The following is an 11,545-nucleotide window of genomic DNA, read 5'->3' as shown; positions in this document are numbered from 1 at the left end:
GTTAGAATCTTTTTTGATTAAATTTAAAACACGCCTGTGTTTTTTAGGCTGGCATACTATTTAAGCGGGAATCGCTGATCTGATTGTGACTTGCTTGCTTTTTCTTTTTTTTTTTGATTTTTCTTCTTTTTTAAATAAGGCTGAATCTAATTCTTTCGCACGGCGCTTCATTTCTTCAACTGATAATGGTTTAACAAGGGTAAATTTAAAACGCTCTTTATCTGAGATAAGGCGATAGACCCTACCATCATTACTCACAATAAATTCGCGCTTCATTGGCCATTCAGTTGAACTTGGTTCCGTATCGCTGGCAAAACGATATATACTTAATATTTCTCCTAACTTATTCACTTTCCAGAGATAGTAGAGTGGAAGATTATTAAGCATAATGAAGTTGTCAATCCATGCGGTGCCATCCGGATCTACTTGAATAATTTCATACGAATTTGTTTCATATTTTTTATATAATTTTAAAGGGATTTCTTTTTTTCCAATAAAAAAAGATGAATTTTTTCCAGGTGAAATATGGTATAGAAGTCCACCAGCCTGTATCCCATCAACGGGTTTTGGTCCACAGGAAATACAATTACGGTCAATTCTATCTTGAAAATACACTGGTAAATCATCAAGTTTAAGGTGTAAAGCAGATTCAGCTCCTATCATAATAAGGCCATAATCATCTGGAATAATGTAATCAATAAAATGTTTTATTGTTGTTTTATAATCGGTTTGTTCGGTTATGACTTCATTTTGAATATGGACCACCCTAGTATGCTCACGGTCAGTACCGAATACATATAATGAATTATCTCTATCCCTGACAATATTTTCGAATTGAATGCCTTGAGGCAAAGAAACTCTATTTAGCAATGTTCCATGAGAATCAAAAAAAGAAACCCCTGAGCCATAGGTATCAAGTACTACAAATTTGTTATCAATCACTGTTGCATCAGTTGGCCCTACTGGCATCCCAGCATCTTGGACAGGAGGAGGAAATTTTATAGTAAGACCCGGTGTTTTATTCGAAAGCACTAACTGGGGAGTATAGAGATCCGAAGCCAACAATAAATTTGAAAATAAAAGACAATATAACCCCAAAGATTTTTTATACATAAAGAAACATCCTTATAAATTAATTTTACAGATACACCAAAATTATCAGTTACAAATAGTGCTTATCTTGCAACTTAATTATATCAAAAACTTCACCTTCCATCGATTGATTTACCGCTACCAGAGTGATCCATAATTATAATCCATTTAATCATACTCAGTAACCGCCGTTGAAATATTAGTCATCCTGATTTTTCTTTTTTTTATATACGTGTTAAGTCCTATATGATTGGTGTACCCTAAGAAAATTGCAATCTTTCTAACGGATAATCCCAAGTCCAATAGTTCTTTGATTTTGAGAGCATGCTGATCAAACTTACTTTTTTGAACCGTACCTTTCGGTTTCCCTAGCTGAATCCCTTGGGCTTTTTTGCAAGCTAATGCTTCCTTTGTTCTTAGACTAATCAAGTCGCGCTCAAGTTCGGAAAATAATGAAAATAGCGTAATCATAACCTTTGAAGTCATGTCATGCTGTTTAATATCCAAATTTTGTTTAATGGCGATTACTCGGACTTGCTTTTTAATTAATTCATTAACTAGGCCGATAACTTCAGCAGTGCTTCGGCCCAATCTACTTAATTCCGTAACTATCAACGTATCTGCATCATTAAGCGCGCAGAGCATTTCATCAATACGGCGTTCTTTAGTATTTTTTCTACTTGAAATTGTCATCTGAATAAAATCATCTACTTCAAGTTTATTTTTTTTAGCAAACTCAAAAATCTCAAGCTTTTGATTGTTCAAATCTTGCTTATCTGTTGATGTACGAATATATGCGATTGTCTTGGCCATAATTTACTCAAAAAATAGTCCGTTAACTTTTAATCTTGTATTGAACAATTAATTATACAGTTAAATATAAAGATATAAAGTGTAAGTCTACAATAAATCTGATGTGCAATAACGCCCGTTTTGCGCTATACAAAAGGTAGCCTGTGGCTCGACTAAAAATACTCTCAAGTGATGATTTTAATAAATTATATAAATTACCTTCGCTTGTTGATAATGACAGACCTTTTGTGTTTGAGTTGGATGAGGAAGATAAAACATACCTTGGCTCTTTTAACGATGTCCCCAAAAAGATTGATTACATTCTGCAAGTTGGTTTTTTTAGAATCACACAATTTTTTTACAAGTTTACGTTCCAAGGAATTCGGCAGGACACATGGTATGTTATCAAAACATATTTTCCTACAGAGAAATTTCCAAAAAACAGGTAAGCAAGCGGTACCACTACGATAATCGTAATGCCATTTTAAAAAAATATAACATGTCGATTTATTCGAGTCTGAACAAAGCTAAAGCGGCTCGTTATGCTAAGGAATTGATTAAGCAACATGCTGTGCCCAAATACGTATTTGATTCGCTATTGGAATATTTCCATCAACACAAAATTGTCAGGCCATCGTACACAACATTGCAAGAGATGGTCTCGGATGCGCTGAACAACGAAAAAACCAGATTAAGCAATAAAATATACACGTTAATGGACAAGCCACTCAGGGAATCATTAGCCAATTTTCTGGAAAAGGATGAACTTTTTTATCAATTGACGACCATAAAAAAAGATCAAAAAGATTTCTTTACTGGCGAAATTAATGCCTCAGTCAAAAAGCATCAGTTTTTATCAACCCTATACCAGCGAACCATTGAAATAATCAAAGAGCTGGATATTTCAAAACAAAATATAATGCACTATGCTTATCTGGCTGTGTACCACACCGTTTACGGCCTGCGCGCTATGAAGCAAAAGAATTTATCCAGACTATACCTTATGTGCTATGCGCATTATCGTTATTTGAAAATCAGTGATCACCTGGTTAATAGTTTTGCTCACAAAGTGAATTACTACAAAGGCGAAGCTGAAACTTACCAGACAGAAGCCATTTGTAATGTTAAGGACAAAGACAAGGCATTACAGACTGCAATTACCTTCATGAAAGAGCATTTTGCCAATAATAAATCATTTGGAACTTATCAATTCAAGGACGTTCCAATCGAGTTTATACCTAAGGCGCTTCAACGCCATGTGATTAAAAAAACCAAGAACCAGAAAAACAACAAAAAAATTAAAAGCATTAATGCTGATCGGTATGAGTTTATGCTTTATCTTCACATCGAAGATGGCATAAAAACTGGCTCGGTCACCATTTATAATAGTCTGTCATATCGATCGCTAAACGATGAGCTGCATCCCAAGCAGGACTGGGATAAAAACAAAAATTCAATCATTAAGTGCTTGGAAAATAAGCTGCTTGCAACAGATATAAATGACATCCTTAAAGATCTTGCTAGCCTATTATCCCCACGCTACAAAGAAGTAAATGGTAAAATCACATCAGGAGAAAATAACAAAATAAAACTTAAGCAGAACAAACAAGGCGAAGTCGTTCGCTGGCATTTTCCTTACAAGAAATCAGACGACGGTGTCAATAATCCTTTTTATGAGAATATACCCCTAACCAGTGTTGGTGAAATTCTGCAATTTGCTAATACTCATACTGGATTGATGAAAAAATTTACTCATATACTGCCGATGAACAGTAAAAAACAAGCAGACGAGGCGGTTATTTCAGCCTGCCTTGTAGCGAAGGCAACCGGCATTGATATTGATAAAATGAAAGATATCAGCGATGTTAAAGAGAATGACCTAAAGTCAACTTATGCTGACTTTATTCGACACATGACTTTAACGCAAGCAAGTGACGTGGTGATGAATCACTTGAAGGAACTTCCCATATTTGAAAAATAGACTCTTGCAGACTACGGGATTCATGCGAGCATTGATGGTCAGAAATTGGAAACAAAATTCAATTCAATTATGGCAAGATTTTCAACAAAATATTTCGGTTTTGGTCAGGGCGTGTCGGCTTACACATTATGCGCGAACTGGTTACCTTTGTGTACAAAAATCATTGGTGCAAACGAACATGAAAGTCATTACCTGTTTGATATACTAAACAGCAACACGAGTGATATTGAAATAGCTGCTGTGTCTGGGGACATGCATAGCATAAATCGAGTGAATTTCATTATATTGTATCTTTTTGGTTACCGCTTCATGCCACGATTTACTCAGTTGGATAAAAAGGCACAAGCAAACCTTGTCAGTTTTGATGATCCTAAACTTTATGACAAATTTTTGATAAAGCCGAATAAACAGGTAAATGTAAAGTTGATTGTTAAAGAATGGGACAATATTTTAAGAATCATGGCTACGCTGGGACTTAAAAAGAGCAGCCAAAGCGCCATTGTAAAAAAATTATCGTCTTACCAATCGAATGATACACTGCGGGCGTTGATTGAGTTTGATAAAATCATCATGAGCTTGTACATGCTTGACTACATTGATGACGAGGGGACGCGCAAGACTGTTCATCGTTCTTTGAACCGTGGTGAATCGTATCACCAGCTAAGATCGGCCATTGCCAAGATAAGTAGTAGAAAATTAGCTGGAAAAACTAAGATTGAGCTTACCATCAACAATGAATGCGCACGCTTACTGGCCAATTGCATGATTTTCTACAATACATCGCTGCTATCGGGGCTCTATGAACACTATAAACTGAATAACATGGAGGAGGAGTGGTTGAAAGTTATTCGACTTTCGCCGGTTGCATGGCAACACATTAATTTGATCGGAATATATGAATTCTACAGCAAGAAGGAATGCCTTAATTTACATGAGGTTATAAAAAATTTAGTAACTAATAAAAAAATCAATTTATTGGCTACAGCCTAGACTGGCAAAGGGCTTCAGGGACATGCTGGGAAATTTCGTACCTTCCCGCAAAGAACCCCAAGTGGAAGAGCAAGGGGTATATTTTATCGGAGGAAGAAAGAGCGGTACTTAGAGCTACTGCGCTTGAGAAAATCAAAACAAGAGAGGCTGAGATAGAAGCGCTCCACCATAAAACAGCAAAGCAATTAAAGCAAAAACTCTCTCGACTACAAGAACTTTCCAGTACTACCCCATATTTAACATCTAAGGGCATAGAAATACACAAAGGTGTATTCACTGATGAAGAACAAAAAACACTATTTGTACCTGTAATGGATAAAAATGGTGATATTTGGACGATGCAGTACATTAGGGAAGATGGGACGAAACGTTTTGCCAAAGACAGTCGAAAAGAGGGGTGTTTTCATGTTGTCGGTGGTTTTGAAAATCTTTCTCAGGCACCTGCAATCATCATTACTGAGGGATATGCTACCGCAGCAACCATAAAACAAGCTTTGGAATTTCCAATAGTATGTGGATTTGATTCGGGTAATTTAATAGCTGTTGCTCAGGGTTTAAAAGAACGCTTTCCAGATAAAGCAATAATAATTGCAGGGGATGATGATAAGCATCTCGAAAATACCAATAGTAATAGAAAACCATGTAATCCAGGAAAAGAAAAAGCATTAGAAGCCGCATCTTCAGTTGATGGGCATGCAATTTTTCCAATATTTGCACCCAATGAACAACAAGTAAATCCCAGAAAATTCAGTGATTTTAATGACCTGGCACAAAATAGCCATCTTGGATTTGAGGGTGTAAAACGTCAAATAAAACCTGTGGTTAAGAAAATTATTCAGAAACAACAGGGAATAAAACAAACGACAGCAAAAACATTAGTTCAACCTGTGTAAATGAACATCAAGGAATAAGGGGTTCGACAATGAATGAATGTGAGCAGGTACTGGCCTTGAGGCATTATGAATACTCATTTTCTTGAAGTTGAACCTCCTTATTGATTTAAATCGAGTGGCAGAGTACCTTTACTACCAAAAATGGCCAGATAACCTCATTCATGAGCTTAAATTGGTCTTTCTATCGTACTATTTTATTTCCAACCCTAAAAAAGGAACTTTAAAAATGAAGAAATCGGTTATATCTCTAATTGGTTTGATGTCTTTACTCAATAACATCGCGGCTCAGGCTGAAGTAGCAAGCGTGGCGTATCGCTGCCCAACCCTTAAAGAAATAAGCCCATTTGAAGTGAGAACCTCGCTTAACGAAAAAACAGTTCGATGGGCAGTTCAGAGTAATCATAATGCCAGTGATGATCCTACAGAATTTATAGGCGTTATTTTGGAACGAGTAGGCTCAGACTCTTTTGATAAACACGTATCATGCATCTATAGAACCAAGAAAAATATGAAATATATTTTAAATCCTATAAAAAGTTTTAATTGGTATGTGGATGGTGCAGCAGAAAAACCTCTAGGAAAATATTGGACTTTGGCGGCTAATGGAACTCTGGAATGTAGAAATACACCGCAAAACTGTATGTTTATGTTTCGATAGTTAAATCTTATGAAATAAAATGGGTCAATTTATATTTAATCCCCACACCAAAATGTTCGCAGAGAGTCAAGTAAGATTCTCTGCGGACGTTTAAGTTATTTGATGCGATTTTTACTTTTCAGCTGTTTTACACCATAAACTGTCCGTCGCACTGTGTGATCAGATTGGGTTCCTTTGCGCTCCAAGTTATTGTGTACATGACTCTGCAGTAACACTTCACCTCCTCGGGAGAACTGAACCACATGGAGTTCGGACAGGCTTCGCAAGCGGTTTTTTTTCGGGCGGCGGGCATTGTCCAATGTGCTCAAAGTGGGACTTGGGTTCTGAGTTAATGCGCTTATTTCTTCCTCGTGTGTTGGGGTATCCAGTGGACTTTCTTGTTGGAGTAACTTCATTGCCTCTTCCAGTTGTTGTTCCATGGATAATTCCAGATGATCTTGACTGCTCATTACTACCTCCGTTGCTCTTAATTAGATTTTGGCGCTGTAATTCCAAATTGAGATCATCAAATCTAATGTCTAATTTAAAACGGACAGCAACCATTAAAATAGTGTTTTGAAATAATTTTGAGCCATTAACGGCAATGCAATCACCATATTGTTTTTTTGCCAAGATGATTGCTTCTATAAGACCCTCCACTGAAACTCCTCGCGAAATGCTTATTTCTTTGCCATTATCACGAATCGTGCATTGGTTTATTTTTTGGATGACAGTTCCTTCTTTAGTGATGCCGTCTATTGACGTGGAGTTTTCCAACCTATTTTTATTATTATGACCCGATAAAGAATAGTGTTTGTTTGTTTTCATCGCTCTTTGTCTCATCAGGGTTAACGCATCCTCATTGCCATCAAGAGCTCTTCTTTGAAGCCAATCCGCCCAGGTGCTTCCTTTACTTCGGGCCAACTGATATTCGCATTCTACACGATATTGCTCCATGACCTTGCCTATTTCATCTTTTAGGGATTGGCTGATGAATTCATATAACAGCTTCTTGTTCTCTCGTCCGCCCTTGGTCATTTTAACCGCGGCACGTTTTAACTTTCCCTTAGTTTTCGCCTGGCGAATCAATCTATTTTTCTTATCACGTAGAACTCGAAGTTTTTCTGCTATTACTTGTTTTTCACGTATACGGTCTGCCTGATATTCGATGTAGAGTGCTTGAGCTTTTTTTCCCTGATGAAGTGGTTTGGGTTTATAGGAATAATGTTTTGTTAGTTTTTGATTTTTGCTGGACTGAAAAATCCCAAATCGTTCTTCCAATTTCTTTTTGGAAAAATTTCTCGATATAGAGCTGGGTTTCACACATATTCCAGAATCACTTTCAAGTATCAAACCGTTCCCTCGTAGGCCAAGAGTCAAACCGAACCCAGATAAGGTGTTATGAAATGATAACCAATCAGGGCATTTCTCTAATTCATCCATGCAATGACGTTTAACCCAATTAATTAAGCTTTCGATTCCTGAATGATGTTCCATATCATCTGCTAGATTTTCAGAACGTCCTTTTTTGCATCGATGGTTTGTTTTTATCAAAGAAAATTCTGATTCAAGCTGTTCGGCAACTTCTGAAAACTTTTTGTATGCTTGAAAGGGCTCTACCATTGTATAATGAATGGGATGAATCTTATTCACTGCAATGTGGATGTGTAGATTATCTGTATCGTGATGTACCGCGCTGATTCGTTGATGTTCTGATAAACCAATCGAGGCGATAACTCGGTCTTCGATGGTTTTTAGTACCTCGGGTGTCAATGATTCTCCGTTCGCGAATGAAATAAGGAGGTGGTAGGATTTATCGCCTTGAGCTCGCTTATTTCTATCTTGTGTCGCCTTTACCTCAAGCCCTGCCCAAACAGGATCGAGACTACGGCAATTGGATATTCTTATGTCTCCCACCCGTTCCTCTTTTCCTTGTCCATTAGTCAAATAGCGCACCAGGCGCGCATAGCTACTTTTTTTTACGGTCTTCATAGGTATGTGACGAATGATCATATTTTTTTTACCGCCGTCAACAAAGCATCTTGGGTTATTTGGATGCGATGTACTAACTCGGTGATCATGGACGGACTAAAACGAGATAACCGTTCGTCATTTGTCAGCCACAGTTTAAGTAATCCTCCAAGCCGACCTAAATCCGCGTTGATCTTGGCCAGTGTTTGTATGTTTTCTTGATCGATAACGCTGTCAATGTGATATCCCAAACCTAGGCGCCGTAGATATTCCGCAACGGAAAGACCTGCTCTTTGGGCGTTATTTTTTATTTCGGATTCTTCAGAAAGAAGGACTGGGACTCTTAGGTGTTTGCCATGTTTTCTTGTGTTGGTACTACTTTTTGTACGCCAAAGGGAATTATACCCAATTAGATAGTTAATAGGCACAAATAAGCACTTAAAGTAATATAAAGTTCAACTAAAAACAAATAAAAGGCATAAAAGAGCGGAAAAGGGCAATAATTAAATCGCAACCTCTTGAGAAATAGCATAAAACAAAATACACTTTAGCTTATTCAAACTACCACTGAATCACTTTATGGCACTCTCTTTAGCGAAACGAATTGCCGAGCGGGAAGAAAAAAAAATGAAATCCGCCAACTCTAAAAATAAAGTAGCTTTTCTTGCATTAAAAGAGGAGATTCACGAAGCACTATTGGTTGGCTGGTCTAAGAAAGTGATCTGGGAAATCTTAGTGGAAGAAGGTAAGATTGAATTCAGCTATAAAACGTTTAGGACCTATGTATCGCAATTAATCTTTTCGTCTCAAAGTGCAGAGCAACCTGCTCAAACTCTATCAGAAATAAAAAAACCCAAGGCAGGGGATAACCATGAACGTAAACCAAAGCAGGGAATTCCTGGGTTTACTTTTCGACCAACACCCAACCCGGAGGAACTTTTATAATGAGAATACACATAACAATGCAAGGAAAAGGTGGGGTGGGAAAATCCTTTGTATCGGCCACTACTGCGCAATATAAACTGCATAAAGGGCATAATCCTTTATGCATTGATACCGATCCGATTAATGCCACATTTCATGGGTTTAAAGCACTTAACGTACAACGATTAGAAATCATGGATGGAGATGAAATTAATTCACGCCATTTTGACACACTCATCGAATTGATTGCATCAACTCCATATGATGTGATTATTGATAATGGGGCCAGCTCCTTTGTCCCGCTGTCCCACTATTTAATAAGTAACCAAGTTCCTGCTTTATTGAAGGAATTAGGACATGAACTCGTTGTTCATACGGTAATTACAGGGGGCCAAGCGTTATTGGATACAATGAATGGCTTCGCTCAACTCATTAATCAATTTCCTTTAGATACACACTTTGTTGTTTGGTTAAACCCATACTGGGGTTCCATTGAGCATGAAGGTAAATCCTTTGAGCAAATGAAAGTTTATCGTGAGAATAAAGAGCGCATTTCTTCGCTCATTCATATTCCTGTATTGAAAGAAGAAACCTATGGCCGTGACCTAACAGATATGCTCCAGAAAAAAATAACTTTTAATGAAGCTCTAGAAGATACTCGAAATAATATTATGACACGGCAGCGTTTAAAAATTGTTCGGGATCAATTATTTTCTCAGTTAGATAATGTCGTGGTGCTCTAATGTCTGAAGAACTTGATCACTTAATTAAAGAAATTGCCGTAAAGCATGGCACTTTCCTTGGGAAGGATGATCCCATCCTAATGCTTCATACCGTAAATCAACAGCTAATCGAAGACAGTAAAAAAGCACACCAGGAACTTCTGATAACGTTTAAAAGTGAATTAGAACAGTGCTCCATGAAATGGAAAGGGGATGCTCATGAGAAGGCTGAAAAAATAGTAAATGCCTCTTTAGCATCAAGTAAAGAAATCATGTCCAGATTAATGCAGCAAAGTTCGGAGCAAGCAATGAACTCCATTCAGGAGATTATGACAAATACGATAACCGAGCTGAACACAATTAGATCAAGCACTAAAATTTACTCGATAACGGCGTTATTTTCTTCGGGAATAATGACTATTTTAATCACACTATTAATCGTATTTAATTTGATTTAAAAGTCAAAATTAATCAACATATCATGGAAAACAAGGAGAGAAAACATGACGAACGTTGTTTTGTTCCCTCAAAAGTTAAAGCAATGCAATGCTGCTAACAATACACCAGGTCAAAACGCCAAAAAAAGGAATCGGGTAAGTTCATTCGTTATCTCAATGCTCACGTTTCTTCGTACAACATTGTTTTTATTATGGCCATTTATTCGGTGGTTTGTTTATTTGGATTTATTATTGTCCTTTCTAAAAATGTCATTACATACAAATAATCATGCTACATACGACTTCGTAGTTCATGGCCTCATTATTTTATTAGGCGTGTTGTTCACGCTTTTTTATAATCCAGGCTACTTCAAAAGGAATAAAGGATCCCAATAGAAAATAAAAGGGGAATATCTCAGTTTGATTAAAGTTACTATTTATGTACTCACAATCGATCAATTAAAATAGAATGTTACACTGGAAAAAGCGAAGCAGCTCGACCGAACTGATTCATTTATCATCAATTTGCTGTATAATTAAATTTGCTTTGCGGGTTTACAACTTGGGGCTCTGCCCAAAACCATGGGATATTTAAAAAAGGGGTGCGCTACCTCGTGAAAAATTCCAGGGCATCCCTGCCCCCTAAATCGACTCGCCAACGCGCTAAGCCAAAGGCAGCGACCGTCCTGAAGGAAGGAAGCCTATCTTGACCGAATATTAGACACGGGTGAGGAATTAATACTTATGAATCCGAATTATTCATTTTTTGAGACGACATCAAACCAAGTAGAAAAAAAAGTTTCTTTTTTTATCGATAACCTTCTAAACGAGGGCTTTGAATTCAAAGCGATGATTGATCCGCATCAAACCTGGTTAAAAGAGAAAAAAGCGGATATATCTAAAAAAAATATTATATATCGCCTGCAACTTCATTTAGCGCCACCAAGACGTATCATTAAAGAAAAAGATTTAAATGACGAATATTATAGCAAAATAATGAATTTTATTTACGGAAATATGGATTCTGTTCAGGGTGAGATCATCAAAATCTTTTAATGAATAGTTAGTTATGATCAAATAGCCCCTTATTTTGAATAAGGGGCTAT

The 11,545-nt window shown here is 37.0% G+C and carries 11 protein-coding genes and 1 pseudogene; 8 read left to right on the top strand and 4 right to left on the bottom strand.

Going from position 1 to position 11,545, the window contains the following annotated elements; all coding sequences use genetic code 11:
* Positions 1-60: 60 nt before the first annotated feature.
* Together ACQY7T_RS12455 and ACQY7T_RS12450 are read right to left on the bottom strand one after the other, a co-directional pair.
* Entirely contained in the window at positions 61-1,113 is a 1,053-nt protein-coding gene (locus tag ACQY7T_RS12455; protein WP_428413832.1) for a hypothetical protein, read from the bottom strand.
* Between the two features lie 147 nt (positions 1,114-1,260).
* A complete protein-coding gene (locus tag ACQY7T_RS12450) occupies positions 1,261-1,905 on the bottom strand; it encodes a recombinase family protein (RefSeq protein ID WP_428413831.1) in 645 nt (214 codons plus the stop codon).
* 143 nt (positions 1,906-2,048) lie between these two features.
* Here ACQY7T_RS12450 and ACQY7T_RS12445 point away from each other — a divergent pair.
* The 3 genes and pseudogenes from ACQY7T_RS12445 to ACQY7T_RS12435 all read left to right on the top strand — a co-directional run bounded on the left by ACQY7T_RS12445 (position 2,049) and on the right by ACQY7T_RS12435 (position 6,406).
* Positions 2,049-4,855, top strand: a pseudogene (locus tag ACQY7T_RS12445) (Tn3 family transposase).
* A 311-nt stretch (positions 4,856-5,166) separates the two neighbouring features.
* Positions 5,167-5,748 carry a toprim domain-containing protein gene (locus tag ACQY7T_RS12440; RefSeq protein ID WP_428413830.1) on the top strand — a complete coding sequence of 194 codons (582 nt, stop codon included), beginning with the start codon at positions 5,167-5,169 and terminating at the stop codon, positions 5,746-5,748.
* Between the two features lie 226 nt (positions 5,749-5,974).
* Positions 5,975-6,406 (top strand): hypothetical protein, encoded by a 432-nt coding sequence (locus ACQY7T_RS12435; protein ID WP_428413829.1) that lies wholly within the window; start codon positions 5,975-5,977, stop codon positions 6,404-6,406.
* A gap of 216 nt (positions 6,407-6,622) precedes the next feature.
* Here ACQY7T_RS12435 and traI read toward each other — a convergent pair whose 3' ends face one another.
* Both traI and traJ read right to left on the bottom strand, forming a co-directional pair.
* The gene (traI, locus tag ACQY7T_RS12430; protein WP_428413828.1) at positions 6,623-8,398 is read right to left on the bottom strand and encodes a TraI/MobA(P) family conjugative relaxase; all 1,776 of its coding nucleotides are present in this window, start codon (positions 8,396-8,398) and stop codon (positions 6,623-6,625) included.
* Entirely contained in the window at positions 8,395-8,778 is a 384-nt protein-coding gene (gene traJ / locus ACQY7T_RS12425) for a conjugal transfer transcriptional regulator TraJ (RefSeq protein WP_428413835.1), read from the bottom strand. The genes traI and traJ overlap by 4 nt, the downstream gene beginning before the upstream one ends.
* 157 nt (positions 8,779-8,935) lie before the next feature.
* Between traJ and ACQY7T_RS12420 the strand changes: the two genes are divergently transcribed.
* The 5 genes from ACQY7T_RS12420 (at position 8,936) to ACQY7T_RS12400 (ending at position 11,495) form a co-directional block, all read left to right on the top strand.
* On the top strand, positions 8,936-9,301 hold the full coding sequence (locus tag ACQY7T_RS12420; protein ID WP_428413827.1) for a TraK family protein: 366 nt from the start codon (positions 8,936-8,938) through the stop codon (positions 9,299-9,301).
* Entirely contained in the window at positions 9,298-10,023 is a 726-nt protein-coding gene (locus ACQY7T_RS12415; RefSeq protein ID WP_428413833.1) for an ArsA-related P-loop ATPase, read from the top strand. The genes ACQY7T_RS12420 and ACQY7T_RS12415 overlap by 4 nt, the downstream gene beginning before the upstream one ends.
* The gene (locus ACQY7T_RS12410) at positions 10,023-10,460 is read left to right on the top strand and encodes a conjugal transfer protein TraM (RefSeq protein WP_428413826.1); all 438 of its coding nucleotides are present in this window, start codon (positions 10,023-10,025) and stop codon (positions 10,458-10,460) included. The genes ACQY7T_RS12415 and ACQY7T_RS12410 overlap by 1 nt, the downstream gene beginning before the upstream one ends.
* Positions 10,461-10,505: 45 nt before the next feature.
* Entirely contained in the window at positions 10,506-10,835 is a 330-nt protein-coding gene (gene kleE / locus ACQY7T_RS12405; RefSeq protein WP_428413825.1) for a KleE stable inheritance protein, read from the top strand.
* A gap of 348 nt (positions 10,836-11,183) precedes the next feature.
* Positions 11,184-11,495 (top strand): hypothetical protein, encoded by a 312-nt coding sequence (locus tag ACQY7T_RS12400; RefSeq protein ID WP_428413824.1) that lies wholly within the window; start codon positions 11,184-11,186, stop codon positions 11,493-11,495.
* Positions 11,496-11,545 lie beyond the last annotated feature (50 nt).

Origin of the sequence: Legionella sp. (assembly GCF_965140895.1) — a bacterium.
GTDB lineage: Bacteria > Pseudomonadota > Gammaproteobacteria > Legionellales > Legionellaceae > Legionella.
This window is presented reverse-complemented; position numbering and strand designations above follow the sequence as displayed.

What these genes read in the sequence shown, in the direction of transcription:
- ACQY7T_RS12435 (WP_428413829.1), top strand. Translation starts at nt 5,975, where the DNA reads ATGAAGAAATCGGTTATATCTCTAATTGGTTTGATGTCTTTACTCAAT.
- traI (WP_428413828.1), bottom strand. Translation starts at nt 8,398, where the DNA reads ATGATCATTCGTCACATACCTATGAAGACCGTAAAAAAAAGTAGCTAT.
- ACQY7T_RS12440 (WP_428413830.1), top strand. Translation starts at nt 5,167, where the DNA reads ATGGATAAAAATGGTGATATTTGGACGATGCAGTACATTAGGGAAGAT.
- ACQY7T_RS12450 (WP_428413831.1), bottom strand. Translation starts at nt 1,905, where the DNA reads ATGGCCAAGACAATCGCATATATTCGTACATCAACAGATAAGCAAGAT.
- ACQY7T_RS12400 (WP_428413824.1), top strand. Translation starts at nt 11,184, where the DNA reads ATGAATCCGAATTATTCATTTTTTGAGACGACATCAAACCAAGTAGAA.
- ACQY7T_RS12410 (WP_428413826.1), top strand. Translation starts at nt 10,023, where the DNA reads ATGTCTGAAGAACTTGATCACTTAATTAAAGAAATTGCCGTAAAGCAT.
- ACQY7T_RS12455 (WP_428413832.1), bottom strand. Translation starts at nt 1,113, where the DNA reads ATGTATAAAAAATCTTTGGGGTTATATTGTCTTTTATTTTCAAATTTA.
- ACQY7T_RS12420 (WP_428413827.1), top strand. Translation starts at nt 8,936, where the DNA reads ATGGCACTCTCTTTAGCGAAACGAATTGCCGAGCGGGAAGAAAAAAAA.
- kleE (WP_428413825.1), top strand. Translation starts at nt 10,506, where the DNA reads ATGACGAACGTTGTTTTGTTCCCTCAAAAGTTAAAGCAATGCAATGCT.